This window comes from Bifidobacterium xylocopae (assembly GCF_003315615.1).
GTDB lineage: Bacteria > Actinomycetota > Actinomycetes > Actinomycetales > Bifidobacteriaceae > Bombiscardovia > Bombiscardovia xylocopae.
This window is the reverse complement of record NZ_PDCH01000004.1, coordinates 86025-109948: the sequence shown is the minus strand read 5'-3', so window position 1 is coordinate 109948 and position 23924 is coordinate 86025. Positions and strand designations below refer to the sequence as shown.

Genomic DNA, 23924 nt, shown 5'->3' with positions numbered 1-23924 from the left:
GCTCCGACCATTCCCGGTTATTCGAGGGATCTGAAGGGTTCGGATGTTCTGAAGTACAATCCGAAGAAGGCCAAGGAGCTGTGGGCGCAGGCCGACAGGATCGCTCCCTGGGGTGCTGACGACGTCTTCAAGATGGCCTACAACTCGGATGGGGGCCACAAGGAGATCTATGACGCGCTGGCGAATTCGATCAAGAACTCCCTGGGGATCAAGGCGGAGGGCAACCCGCAGCCGACCTTCAACGAGTTCCGCAACAACGTGGTCCAGCGTAAGTTTACGGATTCGGCCTTCCGTTCCGGTTGGCAGCCCGACTACCCGTCGCCCGAGGATTACCTGAAACCGAATTACACCACGGCTGCCGCCGACGGCAACGGCTCCAACGACGGTGACTACAAGAATCCCAAGTTCGACGAGCTGCTGGCGCGCGCGTCTTCCGCCAAGAGCGTCGATGCCGCCAACAAGCTCTTCCAGCAGGCCGAGGAGGTCCTCCTCGAGGATCTGCCGGCGGTGCCGCTCTATTATGCCAATTCGAAGGGTATAGCCGCCAAAGGCATCCATGGCTTCTCCTTCAATTGGCAGGGAATCCCCGACTACGCCAGCATGACCAAGTGACCGTTCGCTGATACAGCGACCCAGGGGGTTCCGGGCCCGGCTTAATCTGTGCCAGGGCCCGTGACCCCCCGTACCCTGGAAGGGCTGAGCACTTTTCATACATGGACCGGACAGTCCCTTGACCGGTACCGTTCGGGCAAACACCAATCAACAGAAATCGTCGTCATTGCAGACATCATAGAAAAGACATTCCCATGCACAGGAATTCACGATTCGCCGTATCCGCCGCTGCGATCTGCTCGCTCGCCCTGGCTCTGAGCGCGTGCGGGGGAGGGGGCGACAGCAGGTCGACAAAGGCTCCCGCGACCTCCGACACTACAATAAGCGTGTCCGGAACGGAACCAGCCAAGCCTTTGATCCCCTCAAACACCATGGAGGTCGGAGGAGGGCACCCGCTTGATCTGATGTACTCCAAACTGGTGCGTTTCGACGCCAAGGGGCACGTTCATAATGAGGTGGCCAAGGAGATCAAGCCCAACGCCGACATGACCGAATACCGGGTGACGCTTCAACCGGGTTGGAAGTTCAGCGATGGTTCTCCGGTGACCGCCTCATCGTTCACCAAGGCCTGGTCATACGGGGCTAACGCTGCCAACGGCCAGTTGGCTTCCAGCTTCTACTCCATCATCAAGGGGTTCGATGAGCTGCAGGCCAAGGGCGTCGACCCCAAGGCCCAGATGTCGGGCTTGAAGGTGATCGACGACCTCACCTTCAGTGTGGAGCTGTCATCACCCTCATCGACATTCCCGATCCAGGTCGGTGAATCCGCCTTTGCGCCTATGCCGGAGGAACGCTTCAGCGACCCAACCGGTTTCGGCGAGCACCCAATCACGAACGGGCCTTACCGGTTCAAGTCCTGGGAGCACAACAAGTCGGTCAAGCTGGTCAGGAACCCCGACTACAAGGGCGGGGTGAAAGTCAGGAACGGCGGCATCGAGTTCCGGGTGTACACCGACCCGACTGCGGCCTATGCGGATGTGCAATCCGGCAACCTGGACGTGCTCAGCACCCTGCCGGCCTCCGCCCTCAAGACCTTCCGGACCGACGACCAAGTCCAGGCGGTCAGCACCCCGGGCGCCGGAATTTCAGACTTCACAATTCCCTCCTACATGAAGCGTTTCGGGCAGGACCAGGAGGGCAAGCTGCGTCGGAGGGCCATTTCCATGGCCATAGACCGCAAGCAGATCCTGCGCAAAGTGCTGAACAACGCAGGTGCCGTCCCCACTGATTTCGCAGCTCCGACCATCCCCGGGCATCCGACGTCGCTCAAAGGCTCGGATGTCCTGAACTACAACCCGAAGAAAGCCAAGGAACTGTGGGCGCAGGCCAATCGGATCTCGCCTTGGGCCGCTGACGACACCTTCAAGATCGCCTACAACTCGGACAGTGGTCAGAAAGAGACATACGACGCCGTGGCGAATTCCATCAAGAACACGCTGGGGATCAAGGCGGAGGGCAACCCGCAGCCGACCTTCAACGAGTTCCGCAACAACATCTCGGCGCGCAAGTTCACCGATTCCGCCTTCCGTTCCGGTTGGCAGCCCGACTATCCGTCCCTGGAGAACTACCTGCAGCCGAACTTCAGCTCAACGGCGGCCGACGGCAACGGCTCCAACGACGGCGACTACAAGAACCCAGCCTTCGACGATGCGCTGAAACGCGCTGCGGCGGCCACGAGCACCGACCAGGCGGACCGGCTCTTCAGGCAGGCCGAGGAGATCCTGTTGGAGGATATGCCGGCGGTCCCTCTGTTCAACGAGAACGCGAAGGGTGTGGCCGTCAAGGACATCCACGGCTTTGCCTTCAACTGGCAGGACGTGCCTGACTACGCCAGCCTGACCAAGTGATACGGCCCATGGCCACAAGATTCCAAATAATGGAAAGGTAAGAATATGAACAAGAAATCCAGATTGACGCTCATCGTGGCGTCGGCCTGCTCACTGGCGCTGGCTCTGAGCGCCTGCGGCGGATCAGACGGCGCATCCGGTAGCGACAAGTCCTCTGGCGCTTCGGGAACCTCTTCGGATGCCGTCATCAGCGTCTTCGGCTCCGAGCCGGCAAAGCCTTTGATCCCTTCGGACACCACCGAGGTGGGTGGCGGCAACCCGCTGGACATGATGTTCTCCGGACTGGTCCGCTTCGATTCCAAGGGCAAGGTCCATAACGAGGTCGCCAAGGAGATCAAGCCCAACGCCGACATGACCCAGTTCACCGTGACCCTGAAGCCGGGTTGGAAGTTCACCGACGGTTCGCCGGTGACCGCCTCGTCCTTCACCAAGGCGTGGTCCTGGGGCGCCAATGTGAACAACGGACAGCTGGGATCAAGCTTCTATGGCGTCATCAAGGGCTTCGACGCGCTCCAGCAGAAGGATGCTCCAGCGGATGCCCAGCTGGAGGGGCTCAAGGTCGTCGATGACAAGACCTTCACCGTGGATCTGGCCGCACCTTCCTCCACCTTCACCACACAGCTCGGAATGGACTATTTCGCCCCACTGCCAGAGTCCTTCTTCAAGGACCCCAAAGCCTTCGGTGAGAAGCCCGTCTCGGACGGCCCATACAAGTTCAAGTCCTGGGAGCACAACAAGTCGGTCAAGCTGGTCAGGAACCCCGATTACCAAGGCATCACGAAGGTGAGGAACGGCGGCATCGAGTTCCGCGCCTACACCGACCCGACGGCGGCCTATGCAGATGTACAGTCCGGCAACCTGGACGTACTCGACACCATCCCTTCGTCGGCGATCAAGACCTTCCGATCCGATGACCAGGTCCAGGCGTTGAACGTGTCCGGCCCTGTCTTCCAGAATTTCACGATCCCCTCTTACATGAAGCACTTCGGGCAGGACCAGGAGGGCAAGCTGCGCAGGCAGGCCATCTCCATGGCGATCGACCGCCAGCAGGTGCTTGACAAGGTTCTGGGAAAGACCGGAACCGTGCCCACCGACTTCTCGGCTCCGACCATTCCCGGTTATTCGAGGGATCTGAAGGGTTCGGATGTTCTGAAGTACAATCCGAAGAAGGCCAAGGAGCTGTGGGCGCAGGCCGACAGGATCGCTCCCTGGGGTGCTGACGACGTCTTTAAGATGGCCTACAACTCGGATGGGGGCCACAAGGAGATCTATGACGCGCTGGCGAATTCGATCAAGAACTCCCTGGGGATCAAGGCGGAGGGCAACCCGCAGCCGACCTTCAACGAGTTCCGCAACAACGTCTCCGGCCGTAAATTCACGGATTCGGCCTTCCGCTCCGGTTGGCAGCCCGACTACCCGTCCTTGGAGAACTACCTGCAGCCCATCTATTCCACGGCTGCAGCCGACGGCAACGGCTCCAACGACGGCGACTACAAGAACCCCAAGTTCGACGAGCTGCTGAAGAAGGGAACCGAGGCCAAATCAAGCACGGAAGCCAACAAGTTCTTCCAGCAGGCCGAGGAGGTCCTGATGCAGGACCTGCCGGTCGTGCCGCTCTACAATGCCAACTCCAAGGGTGTGGCAGCCAAGAACGTGCATGGTTTCGCATTCACTTGGAAGAGCACGCCTGATTATGCGGCCCTGAGCAAGTAAGGAACAGGCCCAGCCCGGCAAAGGGACTGGGGTCATCCGCAGCGCCGTCGATTCGGCCCCCGGGGTCCGATTCCCGGATGGCCATCGGCGGCGCTGCCGTACCTCAGCGAGGACAAGCTCCTCCCAGTAGTCCATGGCCTGGTTAACCATGGACCAGACAGGCTATGCAGCCAAAAGCATTCGCATGGCCATCGGCATCCATCAGCGTTTCGGCAGAAACCCGTATCCGGCTGTGCACGACCATGCACTTGGATCAGGGGCTATGAGCACAGGGGCGTCCAGGGACCAGCAGCCCACGGGGTTGGAACGAAGCCAATCCGTAACGTCACCGGTTACGTCTTACTGATACACTGCTAACAGAATTTTCATGCGGGCGGATGATTACGTGTGTATAGCACCCCCCGCGAACTGCAAAGGAGAAAAGCCGATGGGCAAATATCTTCTGCGTCGAGTCCTGCAGATGATTCCCGTTGTTCTCGGTACGACTCTGTTGATTTACGCGCTGGTTTTCGCGTTGCCCGGTGACCCAGTCGCCGCGATGTTCGGAGACAAGCCGGTCAACCAGGCCGTAGCCGCGCAGATACGATCGGAATACAATCTGGACAAACCCTTCTTCGTCCAGTACCTGCTCTTCCTGAAGAATGCGCTTACCCTGAACTTCGGCAAGACCTTCGCCGGACAACCGGTCATATCCGTGATCGGCCGCGCGTTCCCGGTCACCATCAGGCTGGCCCTCATGGCGTTCGTGTTCGAGGGCGTGTTCGGCATCCTCTTCGGCATCGTCTCCGGCCTGACCAAGGGCAAGTGGTCCGATCAGATCATCCTGGTCATATCCCTTCTGCTGATTTCTGTGCCCACCTTCGTCACGGGCTTCATCCTGCAGTATCTCTTTGGTGTCAAATGGCATATCCTGCCAGCTACGGCAGGGGCATCCCCGGGCTTCATTGACCTGCTGATGCCAGCCATCGTGCTCGGTTCGGTCTCCATGGCTTCGATCATCCGCCTGACACGAACGGAGATCTCCACCAACCTCTCCGAGGACTATGTGCGTACGGCCAGGGCCAAGGGCCTGAGCAACTTCCAGGTCACGGTCCGCCACATCCTTCGCAACTCGCTAATCCCGGTCGTCACCTACCTGGGCGCCGACATCGGGGGTCTGATGGGTGGCGCCATGATCACCGAGCGCATCTTCAACATCCAGGGCGTGGGCAATACGCTCTACCAGGCTATTCTGCGAGGCGAGGGGACCTTGGTGGTCTCCATCGTGACGATCATGGTCATGATCTTTGTGGTATGCAGCCTTTTGGTCGACTTGCTCTATGCGGTGCTTGATCCGCGCATCCGGTACGCGTGAGGGGTGAAGGTTTGATGACAGATACGACAATGAACAGCAACAGCCGCGACTCGAACGCCGAGGTGTTTTTCCCGGACCCTTTGCCGGGCCAGGAGCGCTTCGTGGCGTCCCTGGACCAGACCCCGCTGAAGGAGGTCGATTCGATTGACGAGGAGGCGCCGGCCACGAGCATGTGGGCCGACGCTTGGAAGACCCTGCGCAAGAACCCGATTTTCATCATCTCCGCAATCCTGGTGGTCTTCGTGGTTCTGGTTGCGCTCTTCCCCTCCCTCTTCACCAAGCAGAACCCGGTCTCCTGCAATCTGGAGAACTCCCTGGAAGGTGGCGGAGGCGGGCATCCCTTCGGTTATGATCTGCAGGGTTGCGACGTGTACGCGCGCGTGGTCTATGGAGCCCGCACCTCGGTCTCCATCGGTATCATGACGACCATCCTGGTCACCCTCCTAGGTGGTTTGGTCGGTGCCATCGCCGGTTTCTGCGGCGGCTGGATCGATGCGGTCCTGAGCCGTGTGACGGACATCTTCTTCGCGATTCCCATGCTCCTGGGCGCCATCGTCCTCCTGCAGATGTTCCGGACCTCCACTTCAATATGGAAGATCGTATTCACCCTTACCCTCTTCGGCTGGGTGAACATGGCCCGCATAACCCGAAGCGCCGTGCTGGAGGCCAAGAACCTGGAGTTCAACACGGCTTCGACGGCCTTGGGGTCATCGCCCATGCGCAACCTCTTCCGTCATATCATCCCCAACTCGTTGGCTCCGGTCATCGTCATGGCGACCATGTCCCTGGGGTCCTACATCGTCTCCGAGGCGACACTGTCCTTCCTGGGCATCGGTCTGCCTTCTTCGGTGGTCTCCTGGGGCGGGGACATCTCGACGGCGCAGAACCTGCTGAGGACCAACCCATCGGTGCTCTTCTACCCGTCAGCCGCCCTGGCCATCACCGTCCTGGCTTTCATCATGATGGGCGACGCGGTCAAGGACGCCTTGGATCCGAAGAGTCGAACGGCCTGAGTGGGAGAACAGCATGAGTGAGCAAACACAAGCAGAGAGCATGAAGAGCGAACTGGCCCGCCAGCAGGTTGCCAACGGCCCCCTTCTGGATGTCAAGGACCTCCAGGTCGATTTCACGGCAGACGGGCACTCCGTGCATGCGGTACGCGATGCCTCCTTCAACGTCTACCCCGGGCAGTGGGTGGCGATCGTTGGAGAGTCCGGATCAGGCAAGTCCACGTCCGCCATGGCTGTCCTGGGACTGCTGCCCGGCACCGGCAAGGTCATCGGCGGGTCGATCAAGCTCCATGGCAGGGAGCTTGTCGGACTGACCCGCAAGGACTATGAGGATATCCGCGGCCGGCAGATGGGCCTGGTTCCCCAGGACCCCATGAGCAACCTGAACCCGGTCTGGCGAATCGGGACCCAGGTCAAGGAGGCCTTGGTCGCCAACAACATGGACGTCAGTCGGGAGAAGCGTTCCCAACTGGCTAAGATGTTGGCATCCTCGGAGGATGTGACCTTGAAGGGGCAGGATGACGAGCTGTTCATAGCCTCGGCCGACCTGCCGGGATTGATGGATGAAGCGCGCGATGCCGTGACCAAGGCGGGCAAGGCCGACGTCGACCAGGCCATCGAGCACTTCCGGTCCGAGTGGGACCCGGGCTCCGAGACCAGGTGGGGTGTGGCCAGGGACCTTATCGCGGCCGGAGTGGACGACGATGAGGCCTGGGCCATTGCCAAGAAGTATGTCAAGGGCTCGGACATGAACGACCGGATCGCTGGCCTACTGTCCGAGGCCGGCCTGCCCGGGGCGGTGACACGCGCCCGGCAGTACCCGCACGAGTTTTCGGGCGGCATGCGCCAGCGGGCCCTGATCGCCATGGGTCTGGCTTCACGGCCGGACCTGCTGATCGCCGATGAGCCTACGTCCGCCTTGGATGTGACCGTCCAGAAGAAGATACTGGACCACCTGCAGGGGCTCACGGACTCACTGGGCACCGCCGTGCTCTTCATCACCCACGACCTTGGTCTGGCCGCTGAGCGAGCCCAGCATATCGTGGTCATGTACAAGGGACAGGTGGTCGAGTCCGGTCCCAGCCTGGAAGTGCTCCAGCATCCCCAGCATCCCTATACCAAGCGGCTGGTCGAAGCGGCCCCCTCGCTGGCCTCGCAGCGGATTATCTCCGCCAAGGAACGCGGCCAGGACACACGGAGCCTGATGGAGCATCACACCAAGGGCGAACAGGCTTTGGAGAAGAGCGAGCACATCATCGCCGTCGAACACCTTACGCGGGAGTTTAAACTGCCGCGGAAGCAGGAGATGTTCAAGGCCGTGGACGATGTCTCCTTCTCGGTCAAGAGGGGAACCACCCTCGCCATCGTCGGAGAATCAGGTTCGGGCAAGTCGACCGTGGCGAACATGGTCCTCCACCTACTCAAGCCCACGGCGGGCAAGGTCCTGTATGAAGGCAAGGACACCTCGGGCTTCGGTTCACGTGAGATGCTGGACTTCCGTCGTCATGTACAGCCGGTCTTCCAGAACCCCTATGGGTCCCTGGATCCGATGTACTCCATCTACCGCTCGATTGAGGAGCCACTGCGCATCCACGGTATCGGCGACAATCGCAGCCGGCGGGACAGGGTCAAGGAGCTCCTTGAGATGGTCGAGATGCCCTCATCCGTCATGGGCCGCTATCCCAATGAGCTGTCGGGCGGACAGCGGCAGCGCATCGCAATAGCCCGGGCCATGGCTTTGAACCCGGATGTGATCATCTGCGACGAGGCGGTATCCGCCCTTGACGTGTTGGTCCAGGACCAGGTCCTCCGCCTACTGAATGACCTTCAGGCGGAGCGTGGTCTGAGCTACCTGTTCATCACTCACGATCTGGCCGTGGTCCGGCAGATCGCCGACGAAGTGGTGGTCATGCAGCACGGCAGGCTGGTGGAGCATGCGACGACCGATGAGGTCTTCGACCACCCGCAGCGTCAGTACACCCGGGACCTGCTCGATGCCATCCCTGGCGGCAAGCTCAGCCTGGGCCTGGATTAATAACCGGTATACGGGTGCAGCAGGCCGACCCTCCATGGGGTCGGCCTGCTTGTTTGCTAGTCTGGTAGCGGTTGAGCCAGCGGAGAAATGAGGAGACATGGGATTGTTCGGTTTTGGCAGGAAGCGCAAGGGCGCAGGCGACGAAGCCAGGATGGGCGAGGAAACTGAGCCGACCGAAAAGGTTGAGGAGAGGGCCAATGAGACGGCCGGGCAGGACGAAGACGGCGACCGCGAGAACCAGTCGGCCGCTTCCGGCCCGGAGCGTGGTGTGGGTCGCGGTCCTTGGGATGTCAATGACGAGGATGTCGTCGATTATGACGATTACCTGGATGTGGGTGCACTCTACCTTCCCTTCCTTCAGGGCATACAGCTGAGAATCAAAGCCAAGAGCCAGTCCGGCGAGGTGCTGGGCGTCACCATCACCTATGGCCAGTCCAGTTTGGAGCTTGAGGCCTTCGCCGCGCCGAAGACATTGGGGCTGTGGGACATGGTGCGTTCGGACCTGCTCAAGGCCAACCCCAAGGCCAGGGAGGTGGAAGGACGGTTCGGCGGTGAACTTGAACTGCCCGTCTCCGTCAAGGGCAAGGAGTTCCTCACCCGTTTCATCGGTGTGGATGGCCCCCGTTGGATGCTTCGCGGCATCATGTCGGGCCCCGCGGCCGAAGGCGGAGAAGAGCAGGAGACCCTATACCGTTACTTCCAGGATGTGGTGGTGGACCGGGGCGAGGAGCCTCTGGCGCCGCGCGACCTGATTCCCATGCATGCCCCGGTCTCCCCGGCCGAGCGTGCGGCCGCCGCTGCCGAGGAGGGTGAAGGTGGCGAGAAGGACTCGAAGATCCCCGAAAAACCGACCGGCCCCTTCGACTCCGACCAGCAGACCGAAGTGAAGACGACACTATCGCGCGGTCCCATGTTCTCCGAGGTGCGCTGACGCGGTGAAGCGGCCCCCTGATCGTGGTCTGGCTGCCCTGGCCTCCGAGGATTTCAACGTCCTTGAGGCGATCGGAGGCTGGCGGGGAATGGTCGAATCCCTCCTGCCCGGTCTTGTCTTCCTGTTCCTGTTCATCACGACTGCGGACCTGAAGCTGACTGTGCTGGCAGCCGGCCTTCTGGCCCTGGTCCAGCTGGCTGTGCGCCTGTTAGGTAAGCAGTCATGGCTGGGTGCGCTGACCGGCCTTCTGGCGGTTGGCATCTGCCTGCTCTGGGCCTGGCTGAGCCGGGATGCCCGCAGCTACTATCTACCAGGTTTCATCACCAATGTGGCATGGATTCTTGCCTTGGGTGCCACGCTGCTGTGCCGGGCGCCGGGAATAGGCCTGGTCGTTGAGTACGTGCGTCATCCGGTCTTTTCCGGTTTCAGGGAGTGGCTGGATGCTTGGCGTGGCGAGAAGGGGCTGTACCGGGCCTACAAGCTGGCCAGCATCCTGTGGATGGGGTTGTTCTCCTTGCGCCTGGCCATCCAGCTGCCCCTGTATCTGTCCCATCGAATAGTCTGGTTGGGTACGGCGCGGTTGGTGATGGGCCTGCCGTTGTTCGCGCTTGGAATATGGGTGAGCTGGCTGCTGCTGGCCGGCCCCTTCCACCGGCGGACACTGGGTCATAGGACTGAGACCGAACCTCCGGCCGGTGCGGACGAGAGCCATGCGGACCGGCACGGCACAAGCGGTGCAAGGGATATACGAGAGTAAGTGAATGGGTCATACCGACCCGCGAGAGGCAGCCAGCAGGCTGCAGTGGGGGAGTGCTTCCATGCCAGTGACCGTACGAGTCGAACGGTATGCGGACCAAGGGCGGTGCGTGGGCCATGTGGACGGCCGCGTGATCTTCCTGCGGTTCGCCTTGCCCGGCGAGCTGGTCGAGGCGAGCATCGACCAGCCGGTGCGGCCTCAGGCGCGTTTCCTGACCGGTGAGGTGACCAGGGTGATCGAACCCAGCCCCGAAAGGGTGCTGCCGGCCTGGCCTCTGGCCGGACCGCTGGCTCAGGGAGGTGGCGTCGGCGGGGCGGATCTGGTGCATGCCAGTCGGCGGGCTCAACTGGCATGGAAACGGAATCTGATTGAGCAGCAGATGAGCCGGATGGGGCATGTGGACGTCGAAGTTCCCATTGACTCCGCACCTGGTGATGACGAAGTTGGTGGCCTGGGGTGGCGCACCCGTCTGGACCTGGTCGCGGACGAACAGGGCTTGCCCTCCATGCGCCGACGGGAGTCCCACGAACGAGTGGCGATCGACTCCATGCCTCTGGCTACGCAGGAGCTGAATGCACTGGCCGGGCGCCTCGGCGTGTGGCAGGGGGGCTTTGAACCCGGTGCGACCATACGTTTAGCGCTGCCCCAAGGTGCCGGTGACGGCTCTGACGGCAATCATGCTCTTCTGGTGTGTGACAGGGTCAAGTCCGGTCGCCGCAAGCTGGAGGAGCAGGTCAGTGTCCAGGGGCGCGATTTCACCTATGAGGTGGACGCGGCCGGCTTTTGGCAGATCCACCGGAGGGCGCCTGGCATGCTTGCCAACGCGGTTCTGAAAGCGGTCCAGGATGGGGTGGGAGGCAAACCGGCGCCCATCATCTGGGACCTGTACTCAGGATCCGGGCTCTTCAGTCTTCCGCTGGCTGCCCTTGCGGGGAAGCGCTCGCGCATCCTGGCGGTCGAGGGATCGCGGATCGCGGTGGCCCAGGCGCGATACAACGCCCAACGCGCCGGTTCGGGCGACACGATTGAATCCCTGGCCGGAGATGTGGGCACTCGGCTGAAAGGCAAACTGCCCAAGGGGTTGGACAAGCCCGATGCCGTGGTTCTGGATCCGCCGAGGGCCGGGGCCAAAGCTGCCGTCTGCCGGCTGATGGCGGCGGCCGGCGCGCCGCTAATCGTATACGTGGCGTGCGATCCGACCAGTCTGGCCCGGGATACCGCGACCCTGATCGGGGAGGGGTACCGCCTGCGCGGCATCCATGCCTATGACCTCTACCCGATGACCCATCATGTGGAGACCCTGGCCGTCTTCGGCCGGTGAATGCACCGATGACACATGCGCTGGTTACAATGGCGCCCCATGAGCATGCATGAGCGGATGGGCGGCAGCGGGGGATGGGCCCGGCTGCTGCCGGCCATGCTTGTCCTGGCAATCATGCTGTCCTGCCTGTCCGGCTGCGCACCCCACGGCAGGGCTGTGGGCGACAGCTGGCAGGAAGGCCTTACGGCCGAACACGACGGACCGGACCGTTCCGCGGTCACCGTCGCAATCGTCGGCCCGGCGCATACTGAGCATACTGATGGGGGAGGAGGCTGGGCGGACCTGAATCGCAGGATTTTCGACTTGCTGGAACGCAATGGGATGGAGGCCTACTTTACGTCGGCCAGCGATGCGGACGGGCAGCGGCACGCAGTCAGGGAAGCGGTAGCCCGTAGGACCACGGTCATAGCGGTCGAGGAGCCTGCAGTCTGCGATTGGTCGGGGGTGCTGGGCAGGGCAAGGCGGGCCGGTCTGCCGGTCGTCCTGATCGGCGGTGGCTACAGGCCGTCCGACCAGACCCTATATGCGGCGAGTCTGCGGGTGGACGACGGTGCCAGGGACGCGGTGCCCCTGGGCAGAGCCTTGCAGACCATAGCGGATGACCGCCGGCACCCGCGCCTGATACGGGTCAATCTGCAGGATGACTTGACCCAGCGCAGACCGCCGGATCGGATCGAGGAGATGCAATGAGCAAGGATGCCGACCAGAGGCCTTCCTTTCCGGCAGTCGAACCCGACGGCCTGACATGCAAGCAGGTAGCGGAACGGGTCGCGGCAGGACAAGTCAACCACACTGAGGATGGGGCATCGCGGTCTTTGGCGCAGATCATCCGTGCCAACGTCTTCACCCTCTTCAATGGCATCATCTTCGCAGCCATGATCGTCGTGCTCGCCACCGGCCAGTGGAAGGATGCGGTCTTCGGCCTGATCATCATCATCAACACCGGCATCGGGGTGGCGACCGAGCTCAAGGCGAAGCGTACCCTTGATAGGCTCTCGATACTGGTGGCCTCCGATTTCTATGTGCGGCGTGGGGGGCGGAACGAGCGCGTGTCCCATGACGCCATCGTTGCCGACGACCTCCTTTGGATTCGCTCAGGTGATCAATTGCCTGCTGATGTGCGGATAGAACGCAGCTGGGGCCTGGAGCTGGACGAGTCAATGCTCACTGGCGAATCGCGTACTGTGCGCAAGAGTGGCGGCGACGAGGCATATTCTGGTTCCAACGCGGTCTCCGGCCTGGCTCTGGCCAGGGTGAGCGCGGTGGGGTCGGCCTCCTACGCGGCTAAGCTCACGGCGCAGGCCAAGGTCTACAAGAAGGTCCATTCCGACCTCAACGAGGGCATCAATACGATTCTCAAGGCGATGACATTCGTGGTCGTTCCCCTGTGTGTGCTTCTGATCTGGACACAGCTGCGCGCGGTCGGAGGCTTCCAGGAGGCGTTCCAGACGGGGGCCTGGCGGGGGGCAGTGGTCTCGGCAGTGGCGGGCGTGGTGGGTATGATCCCCGAGGGCCTTGTCCTGCTTACCTCCCTCAACTTCGCCCTGGCCGCGATCCGCCTGGCCCGCAAGAACACCTTGGTACAGGAGCTGGAATCGGTCGAGACCCTTGCCCGGGTCGATGCACTCAATCTGGACAAGACAGGCACCATCACCGACGGTGGCATCGTATTCGACTCGCTGGTTCCCGTTTCCGACGAGTCCAAGGAACGGCTGGAGCGCGCCTTGGTGGATGTCAGCCATGAAGAGGAGCCCAACGCGACGGGTTCAGCCATTCTCAGAGGGTTGTCCCGGGTCAGGCCTTCCGGGCGGGTGAGGGCCCGGGTGCCTTTCTCCTCGGTGAGGAAATGGAGCGCCGTGAGCCAGGCTGACGGTTCCAACTGGTATTTCGGGGCACCCGAAGTGCTGCTGGCCGGGCAGGAAGATGAGTGGCCCGAGCCGCTGAAACAGGTCCGTGCACTGGCCGACCAGGGATACAGGGTGCTGATGTTGGCGGCCTCGCCGGCGGCGCCGGCCGTGGATGCGGAACCGGTACTGCCGACCGATTTGCAGCCTGCGGCCCTGGTCACTTGTTCGGAGCGTATCCGCGAAGATGCGTTACCTACCCTGGCATGGTTCCGTGAGCAAGGCGTGCGCTGTCGGATCATCTCCGGGGATAACCCTTCCACGGTGGCCGCGATCGCCGGCAAGGTGGGGCTGACAGGTGATGACAAGCCCCGAGCCATGGATGCCCGCAGGCTTCCCACCGATACGGCCGAACTGGCCCGTGTCCTGGAGGACGTGGATGTGCTTGGCCGGGTTCTGCCCGAGCAGAAAAAGGCCATCGTGCAGGCCTTGCATTCGGGTGGGCACACCGTGGCAATGACAGGGGATGGTGTCAATGACTCCCTTGCGCTCAAAGAGGCTGACCTGGGTATCGCCATGGGCAATGCGGCACCGGCTACCAAGGCAGTGGCACAGGTCGTCCTGGTGGACTCCCGCTTTTCCCATTTGCCGGATGTGGTGGCACGCGGCCGGCAGGTAATGGCCAATATGGAACGTGTGGCAGGGCTTTTCCTGGTCAAGACCGTATACTCGGCCTTGATATCACTGGGTGTGGTCCTCACCGCGATTCCTTACCCATACCTGCCACGGCATATCACCTATATCGGCGCTTTGACCATCGGCACGCCTGCTTTCTTTCTGGCCTTGGCTCCCAACACGCGGCGATATAAGCCCGGCTTCCTCAAAAGGGTGGTCGCTTTCGCCATCCCCGGTGGAGTGGCTACGGCCCTGGTGGTGTTGGCCATGGCGTGGTCCCTGCCGTCCCTGTTGGGCTGGAATCCGCGTGACCCCGCTGATCTGGCCCAGGAGCGAACGGTCTGTGCCATCGTCCTGTTCGCCATGGGCATCCTGGTGCTGGCCAGGGTGGCCCGTCCGCTCAGGTCGTGGAGGGGAGCACTGGTCCTGTGCTTCGCTGCCGCAGGTGTCGTAGGTGCCTTCATCCCGCCTGTCGCCCGCTTCTTCGCGATTGTGCTTCCGCATGGAAGTTCGGCCGCCGCCACGGCCGGAGGTCTGGTCGTCGGGCTGGCTGTCATGGGCTTGGCCGTGGGATTCCTGCCCAGGCTGATCGGCAGAGTCCTCGATTAGGCGGTGTTGCACCGGCAAAGGAAACGCCCGTCGGCCCACTCGTGGGCTGTAGACGGGCGTTTCCTGTTATCGTAGCTCAGTTCCGTGATCCGAAGAGCTGGATGATGTACAGGAAGAGATTGACGAAGTCCAGGTAGAGGTTGAGGGCGCACAGGATGGAGACACGTTCGATGGCTGCGGCCCCCTGGGATTCATAGGCGGCGAAGATCGCGCGGGTCTGCTGGGCGTCATGCATGGTGATTCCCGCGAACAGGGCGATGCCGATGGTCGCGATGACCTTGAGGGCGCTTGCCGATGGAGCGATGAACATGAGTACGACCTGCACCAGCAGGAGGGAGATCAGTCCCGCGAACAGGACCGGCCCCCAACCCAGCATGTTCTTGCGGGTGGTCAACCCCAGCATGGTCAGCACGAAGAAGAACGCCGAGCAGGTGACCAGGGTGACCAGCAGGGTGGCGACCGAGTAGGCGGCGAACAGGGAACTCAGAGTGAAGCCCATCAGCGCCGCGTAGGCGTAGAACATGATTCTGCCGGTCGAGGTCTTCATCCGCATGACCCGGGCCGACAGGGTCCAGGCGAAGGCGATCTGGGCGATGCACAGGGCCACCCAGCCGAGACTGCCGGTCGCTGAGACGAATGAGTACAGCAGGCCGGAGGCGTAGGCCAGGTAGGCCACGGCGGCCGTGACAAGGAGCCCCAATCCCATCTCCGCATAGGCGCGGGTCATGGAGGTGCGCTCGGCGCGCTCATAGGAGTATGGGCTGTGGGTGGGGATGGCGGCGGTCCCGTCCGGCTGCCGGACGTATGGCGAACCGTAGGGCTCCTGCCCCGTGCCCTGACCGTACATCCGCTGGCCCTGCGCCTGGTAGGGGTCAGGGGTCTGGTAGGCCTGGTATCCCTGGTAGCCCTGATTGTTTTGCTGGGGCTGGCGACCGAATGTCATAAGCTCCTCCTCGCGGCTTGCGATCAATGTCAGACGTATTGCGCGCCTACTGGTATAGAGCTTACCCGTGCGAACTGGGCTTCGCCTGGAAATGTGCTCCTGCCGAACGTCTTTGGGCTTCGGTCCCGTAAAGGATTCCCGCTGTCAGCTTGTGGCTTGTGCGGGGGTGGGCTGAATAGGGACGGCGGGTGGAGCGGTGCACCGGGTCTTTGAAGTCGAGATTGTGGAAGGCCCGGATGTCCCCACATCGGCATCGGAGAGCCTCCATCAATGGATATGGAAGGTTGAGAGGCATGGATTCGTGTGGGGGCCGGCCCCCTGGCGGGGCCTGACCCTCATGGCATACGATGGCAGGGTAGGCCGCCGCAACTGGCGACGATCAGCGGATGTGAGGAGAGCAAGCATGAGCGAGAACAGCGAACAACCGATGACCACCCTGAACAACGGGGTACCGATACCGCAGCTTGGTCTGGGGGTCTTCCAGACCCCGGAGGGGGAGCAGACCGTGAATGCGGTTCGCTGGGCCCTCCAGGCAGGGTATCGGCACATCGACACCGCCCGGATCTACGGCAACGAGGAGTCGGTCGGGCAGGGTATGCGGGAATCCGGTCTCAAGCGGCGTCAGATATTCCTGACCACCAAGCTGTGGAACGACGACATCCGTGCCGGGCGGACCAGGCAGGCATTCGAGGAGAGCATGGACCGCCTGGGCACCGATTACATCGACCTCTACCTGATCCATTGGCCGGTCGAGGGCTGGCAGAAGGCCTGGGAAGCCATGGAGGAACTCTACACACAGCGCCGGGTGAGGGCCATCGGTGTGTGCAACTTCCAGCGGCACCATCTCGAGGAGCTGCATTCCATTTCCTCGCTCAAGCCGGTTGTGGACCAGGTCGAGTCCTCTCCGATTTTCACCAACCAGCCCCTCATTGACTACGCCCATGGCGAACTGCGCGTGGACGTCGAGGCGTGGAGTCCCTTGGGTGGGACCGGTACGCATCTGCTGAGCGACCCGAAACTGGCCGAAATCGGCGCCAGGTACGGTAAGTCCGCGGCCCAGGTCGTCATCCGCTGGCACTTGCAGCGCGGAATGATCGTCATTCCCAAGTCCGTTCACAAGGAGCGGATCGAACAGAACTTCGATGTGTTCGACTTCCAACTGTCCCAGGAGGATATGGCGGCCATCTCGGCCATGGACACCGGCAGGCGTGTGGGTGCGGACCCCGACGATTTCGACTTCTGATCCCGGGTAAGGCCAGTCCGCGCAGGCAAGCAGCCGGCCCGGTCATCCATCTGTGGATGACCGGGCCGGCTGCTTATACGTTGGTCTATTCGGCTTCGTCCTCATGCCGCCCCCGTCCGGTCGAACGCAAATGCTCCAGACGTTCGTCGTCGCCCTCCTGCTCCTGGGGGGATCCCGAGATGTCGCGGTGGATGGACTGCATCTGCACCTCTATGTTCTGCAGCGAGCGCGCACAGTCCAACAGGGTCTGTGAATGCTCGGCAAGGCGTGCGTCAGGCAGGTCGGACTTGTAGCGCAGCTGGTGTTCCAGGCTGGCCCAATAGTCCATGGCGATGGTACGGAACTGTACCTCTACAGGGGTGTAGTGGGGGCCGGAGGTCAGGAAGACGGGAACCGCGTAGATGATATGCAGGCTTCGATAGCCGTTCTGCTTGGGGTTGTGGATGTAATCCTTGACCCGCAGGACCTGGATGTCGGATTGGTCCGACAGGTATCGTGAAACCGAGTAGACATCGTCGCGGTAGTTGCAGATGACGCGTACGCCGGCGACGTCGAAGATATGGTCACGTACCGACGCGACCGAAATGGGCAACTCACGGCGTTCCAACTTGCCGATCAGCGAGTTCGGCGACTTGAGGCGTCGTTCCATGTGGTGAATGGGGTTGTGGGAGAACTGGACCTGGAACTCCGAGTCAAGCACCTCGAGCTTGGTCGAAATCTCGCGCATGGCCCCTTCATACACCTGCATAAGGTCCACGAATTCGACGATGTCGTCGGCGGAGAGTCTGGCTCTGTGCTGTGAATCAAGCGAGGTCAGACGCTGTCGCAGCTCGGACGTGTTGATCGCACTACCGCGTTCCAGTATCACGTGAAGCCTCCCAGCTCGTACGCTTTTGCTGAGTCCCTCCCCGACTTGCGGCCAGTGAGCGGCTTACACCATTATGCTACGGACCCCCGCCTGGCTCCGATACGCGCCAGGCAGGTGCTGGCTGTAGAATCGGCATCTATGGACGAAGGCATGATGACGCAGGATGAACGCCGGATGGGCTTCGGACCCGAGGAGGGCACCCAGCGGGGCAAGGGCCTGTACTACGTGCATACTTTAGGCTGTCAGATGAACGTCCACGATTCGGAGCGCATCGCCGGTGTCCTCCAGGCCCAGGGTTACCGGCCAGCCAGTCCCGAGCAGGTACGTGCCAGGAATGTTGACTTGATGGTGCTCAACACATGCGCGGTGCGCGAGAACGCCAGCAAGCGCATGTACGGCACAATCGGCAGGTGGGCCCGGCTCAAGCAGGAGAACCCCACGGCGCAGATAGCGGTCGGTGGTTGCATGGCGCAAAAGGACCGCGACCGCATAGCCAGGCAGGCACCCTGGGTGGATGCTGTCTTCGGCACCAAGAACATAGGTGACCTGCCCGTGCTGCTGGAACGGGCAAGACGGGACCGGCGCTCGCAGGTGCAGGTCTCGGACAGGCTGGAGGCGTTCCCCTCCGACCTGCCCACGGTGCGGGCTTCCCGCAGCTCGGCCTGGGTCTCGGTTTCGGTGGGCTGCAACAACACCTGCACCTTCTGCATCGTGCCCCAGGTCCGTGGAAGGGAACGGGATCGCCCGATCGCAGATGTGCTGGCCGAGGTCGAGTCCTGCGTCGCCGCCGGGGCCAGAGAAGTGACCTTGCTGGGGCAGAACGTCAATTCATACGGCTATTCGATGGGGGACCGACAGGCCTTTCCCAAGCTTCTGCGCGCGTGTGGGGACATTGAGGGACTTGACCGGGTGCGGTTCACCTCACCGCACCCCGCCGCCTTCACTGACGAGGTCATCGCAGCCATGGCCGAGACACCGAACGTCATGCATCAATTGCACATGCCCCTGCAGTCCGGTTCCGACCGGATACTGCGCGCCATGCGCCGTTCCTACCGGTCCAAGCGCTTCCTGTCCATCCTGGACAAGGTGCGCTCGGCCATGCCCGATGCCCGGATCACCACTGATATCATCGTTGGTTTCCCTGGTGAGAGCGAAGAGGATTTCCAGGAGACCTTGGATGTCGTGGAACGCTCCCGCTTCTCCTCCGCCTTTACTTTTGAGTACTCGCCACGTCCAGGCACTCCTGCGGCCGCCATGGACCAGGTGCCCAAGCAGGTGGTCCAGGAGCGGTTCGAACGCCTCCTGGCGCTTCAGGAACGGATCACCCAAGAGGAGCTTGACGCCTTTGTTGGCAGAGATGTGGAGGTCATGATCACCGCTAGGCAGGGTCGGCATGACGAACGGACCCATCGGGTGACCGGACGCGAGCGCGGCGGGGTCCTGGTTCATGTCGGAGTGCCCCAGGGGCTGCCGGTCCCGGCTGTCGGTGATCTGGTGACCTGTACGGTCACCGGGGTGGGCAAGCATTACCTGACCGCAGATCCGGACCCCATGCGGGGGCAGGCCTATGACATCCGTGGCTGAAGGAGGGGTAAATCCGGGCCGGGTCATCTCCATCGTGGGGCCTACGGCATCGGGCAAGACGGCGCTCGGTGTGGCCCTTGCCCAGGCCTTGGGGGAGCGGGGGGAGGCGGCAGAGATCATCAACGCCGACGCCTACCAGATGTACCGGGGCATGGACGTGGGGACCGCGAAACCCGGCCCGGTCGAGCGAGCGGCCGTGCCCCACCATTTGATTGACATTGTGGAACCCGAGGAGACCATGAGCGTGGCCCGCTTCCAGGCGCTGGCCCGCCAGGCGATCAGTGACTGCCGAACCCGCGGCGTCCGGCCGATACTGGTCGGGGGATCGGGCCTGTACTCCCGGGCGGCGATCGATGACCTGAGCTTTCCCGGGACCGATTCGGCCGTGCGAGCACGGTTGGAGGAGAGAGCGGAGCGAGAAGGCCCGGGCATGCTCTTCCACGACTTGGAGGAGCGCGACCCGCAGGCCGCCGAGCGTATGGACCCCCGCAATGTGCGTCGGACGATTCGTGCCCTGGAGGTCATGACCATCACAGGGCGTCCCTACTCGTCTACACTGCCCCGTTACCGCTATCTGATTCCCGCCCTTCAACTGGGGTTGGACCTGGACCGTGCCGAGCTGGATCGGCGGGTGGGTGAACGCACCGACAGGATGCGGCGGCAGGGGTTGGCCGAGGAGGTGCGCATGCTGCGTCCACGGCTTGGTCCCACAGCCAGTCGTGCCCTGGGCTACCGGGAGATGGAAGACTACCTCGATGGCTGCATCGGTGAGGAGGAGGCTTTCGCTCTGATCGCCCGGAGAACCCGTCGCCTGGCCCGCAGACAGATGGGCTGGTTCGGAAGGGATCCACGTATCCACTGGTTGGATGCGCTGGACCCGGACCTGCTGCAGGTCGCTTTGGTCCTGGTCGATCGCGCCGACCGCGGTGATTTCGACGAGGCGGACCGGCAGGCGGATGGGAGTCTGGCCAGACATCGCCTTGGGGCCGTGTCGGGAAATGACGGAGGAGGGTCGGAGCCCGGATTGACTTCAAGTACTTGAAGTTCATAGACTGGATGCATGACAGCTTCCATTTCACGATCCCGCCCTGGGGATGCGGATGCTCAAACCGCACCGTCATGGCATACGATCCGCGAGGCCTCCCTGGTATCGGGCCTTCCTGAATCCACGCTCCGATACTACGAATCCATCGGCATACTGGGGCCGATATCCCGTGACCCCAGCTCAGGCCACCGCATGTACAGCGATGACGACCTGGATGTCCTGATGAACATAGCCTGTCTGAACGCGACGGGCATGCCCCTGAGCCATATGCGCGAGTATCTGTCCAACCGCTCCAGCGGCCCCCAGGGTGCCGGACGGCAGGTGGAACTCATGGCCGCACAGGGGCGAAGTCTGGACCGGCAGATGGAGGAATTGCGGCTCAGACGGCGATATGTGGATGTCAAAACCCGCTATTGGCAGGCCGTGGGCCGCGATGACACCCAGGCGGCCCAAGCTGTGCTTGACCAGGGTGCAGGGGTGATCGAGGCGCTCCGTTCCTTAGCGCGCAGCCGCAATCGGCTGAAGTCAGGGGAATCGGGGGACTGACCGGCAGGTCGCTTTGGGATTGTTTGTGGACGCGATGGTTTCGGCGGGCGTGAAGACCGCAGGCGCGGGTAGTCTGGTAAGGCTATGACTAGATTGAATCCCTCAGACCAGCGCTCCAGTCGATCCCGCGCCCGTTCCGCCTCGGCGGGGTCCGCCGCAGGCAAGGGCGGTCGTGACCGTCGTGCATCCGAAGGGGATTCCGGCGAATCCGGCTGGACCAAGGCCATGCTCTGGCTTCCCAGGACCTTGGGCAAGGCTGTACGCGCCGTGGCCGGGGATGAGAGGTACGACCCTGCATACGGCAAGGATGGGCTGAGCTTCCTGATTCTGGTCGCGGCCATCCTCTTCTGCGCTTCGGAGTGGTTCCGTGTGGACGGGGTCCTGGGACGGGCCCTGCACTTCCTTGCCTCAGCGGCGCTGGGCCTGCCCTCGGTCATTCTGCCGGTGGTGTTGGTCTGGTTCTTCTGGCGCCTCGTCGCGCATGCGGGCAAAGGGTCGGGCAACGCCCATTCTCTGGGAGGACTGACCCTGCTCCTGTGGTCGATCTGCTCGATTCTGGATATTGTCATGATCTCCTCCATACGCCGTTTCGATATCGGCGCGGTGCGTCGTTCCGGAGGCCTGTTGGGCTTTGCGCTCGGTTCGCCGCTGGCCTGGGGCCTTTCCCCGGTGTTCGCGACCATCATCTTCGTCCTGCTGGCGGTCTTTGCCCTGCAGCTGATTTTCCAGGTCCATATAGATGCCCTCGTCCGGCCGCTCACCGCGTACTTCGGTGTGGGCCGGAGGGCCGGGGCTCAGGGGGGCGAGCGGGAGGCCCGTTTCCCGAACGAGGTACGGGTGGGGGAAGACACGCTTGCCTTCGCCCCTGGGGTGCCCACGCATGCGCAGGATGATTCCGCGGTTGACGGCTCGGCGGATGGTGATTCGGGCACCGGCCGAAGGCACACCGGCTGGCTGTCGCGCCTGCTCCACAGGGGGCGAGCGGACAAGGACCAGGACGCTCTTGAGCATTATGAGGCGGACGACCCCTTCGACCGTGCCGCCAGGATTCATGGCCAGACCCCTGTGACCAGGCTGGACCCGCAGACCGACGATGCGGTTGCCGGCATATCCGGCGGGCCGTCCGCGGATGCGGTGGATGTGGATCGGGCGTTGGGGGGACCGACCTATCAGGGTCCGGATCATGGGGCCTCGGCGGGGGGCGCCAAGGATGACATGCCGGCAATACAGGCTGCCCAGCCTGAGGTGGCCGTACGATCCGCCGTCACTCCCGCCGAACTTTCCGGGGAGGGAGCCGAAGATCCCTGGGCCGCCGCGGCCGCCGCGGCCGCCGCGGTTCGCGGGCTCCAGGATACGAAGCCGGGTGCCGGATCCGATGCCACCGGCGCTCAGGCTGCCGGGGACGGCCCGGAGGAACCGGAATCCGAGGGTCCATACCAGCTGCCGTCCACCGAGCTGCTGGTCAAGGGCAAGCCCCATGCGGCCCGCACCCAGGCCAACGACACCGTCATCACGGCCCTGCAATCGACCTTCCGCCAGTTCGAGATCGACGCGAAGGTCGTCGGCTTCCTGCGCGGCCCCTCGGTCACCCAATATGAGGTGGAGCTGGGGCCGGGTGTAAAAGTGGAGAAAGTCACCAATCTGAGGCGCAACATTGCCTATGCTGTGGCCTCTTCCGACGTGCGCATCCTTTCGCCGATACCTGGCAAGTCCGCGATCGGCATCGAAATACCGAACGTGGACCGCGAGATCGTCCACCTGGGCGACGTCCTGCGCTCCCGGCAGGCGCAGGCCGACGACAATCCCATGCTCACGGCAGTGGGCAAGGATGTGGAAGGCCATTTCATCACCGCTGACCTGACCAAGATGCCCCACCTGCTGGTCGCCGGCGCCACCGGCTCGGGCAAATCCTCCTTCGTCAACTCCATGCTCACCTCGGTCATCATGAGAGCCACCCCGGAACAGGTGCGGCTCATCCTGGTCGACCCGAAGAGGGTGGAGCTGTCGGCCTACGCGGGCATCCCGCATCTGCTCACCCCCATCATCACTGATCCCAAGAAGGCGGCCCAGGCCCTCGAATGGGTGGTCAAGGAGATGGACGCACGCTACGACGACCTCCAGTTCTTCGGCTTCCGGCACGTAAAGGACTTCAACAAGGCCGTACGCGAAGGCAAGGTTCACGCACCGGCTGGTTCCAACCGCAAGGTGGCCCCATATCCATACCTGCTGGTCGTGGTGGACGAGATGGCCGATCTGATGATGGTGGCCAAGAACGATGTGGAATCATCCATCCAGCGCATCACCCAGCTCGCCCGCGCAGCCGGTGTGCATCTGATCCTTGCCACCCAGCGTCCTTCCGTGGACGTGGTCACAGGCCTGATCAAGGCGAATATTCCCTCCCGGTTGGCTTTCGCGACCTCCTCCTCGACCGACTCGCGCGTGATCCTGGACGCCACCGGTGCGGAGACCCTGATCGGGCAGGGCGATGCCCTATTCCTGCCCATGGGGCAGGCCAAGCCAACCAGGGTCCAGGGAGCCTGGGTGTCTGAATCGGAGATCCGCAAGGCCGTGGACTTCGTGCGCACCCAGCGCAAGCCGCATTACAGGCAGGACATCGAGCAGATGGCCCAGGGTGCGGACCGCAAGAAGGAGATCGCCGAGGACATCGGCGACGACATGGACGAACTGCTCCAGGCCGCCGAGCTGGTCATCACCACCCAGTTTGGCTCCACCTCCATGCTCCAGCGCAAGTTGCGGGTGGGCTTCGCCCGGGCCGGACGGCTCATGGACCTGCTGGAGTCGCGCGGTGTGGTCGGACCATCGGAGGGGTCCAAGGCCCGGGAAGTGCTGGTCCAGCCGCCACAGCTTCAGGAGGCCCTGGCCTTCATTCGCGGCGAGACCGAGTCAATCGGCCAGGCGCCGGCCGGGGATGGCCCGGCTGCTGGCTGATCCGGACCGGCGGTCGGGCGGGCGCCTAGGATAGGAAG

At 62.8% G+C, this 23924-nt stretch carries 18 protein-coding genes; 16 read left to right on the top strand and 2 right to left on the bottom strand.

Annotation, left to right across the window (positions count from 1 at the left end):
• From CRD59_RS03400 to CRD59_RS03350, 11 genes are all read left to right on the top strand, one after another.
• Positions 1 to 612: ABC transporter substrate-binding protein (locus tag CRD59_RS03400; RefSeq protein WP_236632692.1), on the top strand; the 612-nt coding region annotated here is incomplete at its 5' end.
• A 194-nt stretch (positions 613 to 806) separates the two neighbouring features.
• The gene (locus tag CRD59_RS03395; protein ID WP_113853193.1) at positions 807 to 2459 is read left to right on the top strand and encodes a peptide ABC transporter substrate-binding protein; all 1653 of its coding nucleotides are present in this window, start codon (positions 807 to 809) and stop codon (positions 2457 to 2459) included.
• Positions 2460 to 2504: 45 nt separating this feature from the next.
• A complete protein-coding gene (locus CRD59_RS03390; protein WP_113853192.1) occupies positions 2505 to 4172 on the top strand; it encodes a peptide ABC transporter substrate-binding protein in 1668 nt (555 codons plus the stop codon).
• A 427-nt stretch (positions 4173 to 4599) separates the two neighbouring features.
• Positions 4600 to 5526: an ABC transporter permease gene (locus CRD59_RS03385; protein ID WP_113853191.1), complete on the top strand. Its 927-nt coding sequence runs from the start codon at positions 4600 to 4602 to the stop codon at positions 5524 to 5526.
• A gap of 29 nt (positions 5527 to 5555) precedes the next feature.
• Complete coding sequence (locus tag CRD59_RS03380; RefSeq protein WP_113853190.1) at positions 5556 to 6539, top strand: ABC transporter permease; 984 nt, start codon at positions 5556 to 5558, stop codon at positions 6537 to 6539.
• A 40-nt stretch (positions 6540 to 6579) separates the two neighbouring features.
• Positions 6580 to 8571 (top strand): dipeptide ABC transporter ATP-binding protein, encoded by a 1992-nt coding sequence (locus CRD59_RS03375; RefSeq protein WP_407923104.1) that lies wholly within the window; start codon positions 6580 to 6582, stop codon positions 8569 to 8571.
• 97 nt (positions 8572 to 8668) lie between these two features.
• Positions 8669 to 9502, top strand: a complete 834-nt coding sequence (locus CRD59_RS03370; RefSeq protein WP_113853188.1) for a DUF3710 domain-containing protein — start codon at positions 8669 to 8671, stop codon at positions 9500 to 9502.
• Between the two features lie 4 nt (positions 9503 to 9506).
• Positions 9507 to 10259, top strand: coding sequence for a DUF3159 domain-containing protein (locus CRD59_RS03365; protein ID WP_236632691.1), 753 nt, complete (start codon positions 9507 to 9509; stop codon positions 10257 to 10259).
• A gap of 61 nt (positions 10260 to 10320) precedes the next feature.
• Complete coding sequence (locus CRD59_RS03360) at positions 10321 to 11580, top strand: class I SAM-dependent RNA methyltransferase (RefSeq protein ID WP_113853187.1); 1260 nt, start codon at positions 10321 to 10323, stop codon at positions 11578 to 11580.
• Between the two features lie 39 nt (positions 11581 to 11619).
• On the top strand, positions 11620 to 12270 hold the full coding sequence (locus CRD59_RS03355) for a type 1 periplasmic-binding domain-containing protein (RefSeq protein WP_113853186.1): 651 nt from the start codon (positions 11620 to 11622) through the stop codon (positions 12268 to 12270).
• Positions 12267 to 14708 carry an HAD-IC family P-type ATPase gene (locus CRD59_RS03350; RefSeq protein ID WP_113853185.1) on the top strand — a complete coding sequence of 814 codons (2442 nt, stop codon included), beginning with the start codon at positions 12267 to 12269 and terminating at the stop codon, positions 14706 to 14708. The genes CRD59_RS03355 and CRD59_RS03350 overlap by 4 nt, the downstream gene beginning before the upstream one ends.
• Positions 14709 to 14784: 76 nt before the next feature.
• Here the strand turns inward: CRD59_RS03350 and CRD59_RS03345 are convergent, their stop codons facing one another.
• Positions 14785 to 15651 (bottom strand): Bax inhibitor-1/YccA family protein, encoded by an 867-nt coding sequence (locus CRD59_RS03345; protein WP_113853184.1) that lies wholly within the window; start codon positions 15649 to 15651, stop codon positions 14785 to 14787.
• A 403-nt stretch (positions 15652 to 16054) separates the two neighbouring features.
• On the opposite strand from CRD59_RS03345, the gene CRD59_RS03340 reads away from it, so the two are divergent.
• On the top strand, positions 16055 to 16894 hold the full coding sequence (locus tag CRD59_RS03340) for an aldo/keto reductase (protein WP_236632690.1): 840 nt from the start codon (positions 16055 to 16057) through the stop codon (positions 16892 to 16894).
• Between the two features lie 85 nt (positions 16895 to 16979).
• Here CRD59_RS03340 and CRD59_RS03335 read toward each other — a convergent pair whose 3' ends face one another.
• On the bottom strand, positions 16980 to 17762 hold the full coding sequence (locus CRD59_RS03335; RefSeq protein WP_113853183.1) for a GTP pyrophosphokinase: 783 nt from the start codon (positions 17760 to 17762) through the stop codon (positions 16980 to 16982).
• 138 nt (positions 17763 to 17900) lie between these two features.
• Here CRD59_RS03335 and miaB point away from each other — a divergent pair, with 138 nt between their 5' ends.
• From miaB to CRD59_RS03315, 4 genes are all read left to right on the top strand, one after another.
• Positions 17901 to 19346: a tRNA (N6-isopentenyl adenosine(37)-C2)-methylthiotransferase MiaB gene (gene miaB / locus CRD59_RS03330; RefSeq protein ID WP_113853182.1), complete on the top strand. Its 1446-nt coding sequence runs from the start codon at positions 17901 to 17903 to the stop codon at positions 19344 to 19346.
• Complete coding sequence (gene miaA / locus CRD59_RS03325; protein ID WP_113853181.1) at positions 19330 to 20388, top strand: tRNA (adenosine(37)-N6)-dimethylallyltransferase MiaA; 1059 nt, start codon at positions 19330 to 19332, stop codon at positions 20386 to 20388. The genes miaB and miaA overlap by 17 nt, the downstream gene beginning before the upstream one ends.
• An 18-nt stretch (positions 20389 to 20406) precedes the next feature.
• A complete protein-coding gene (locus CRD59_RS03320) occupies positions 20407 to 20937 on the top strand; it encodes a MerR family transcriptional regulator (RefSeq protein WP_113853180.1) in 531 nt (176 codons plus the stop codon).
• A gap of 84 nt (positions 20938 to 21021) precedes the next feature.
• A complete protein-coding gene (locus tag CRD59_RS03315; protein ID WP_113853179.1) occupies positions 21022 to 23886 on the top strand; it encodes a DNA translocase FtsK in 2865 nt (954 codons plus the stop codon).
• Positions 23887 to 23924 lie beyond the last annotated feature (38 nt).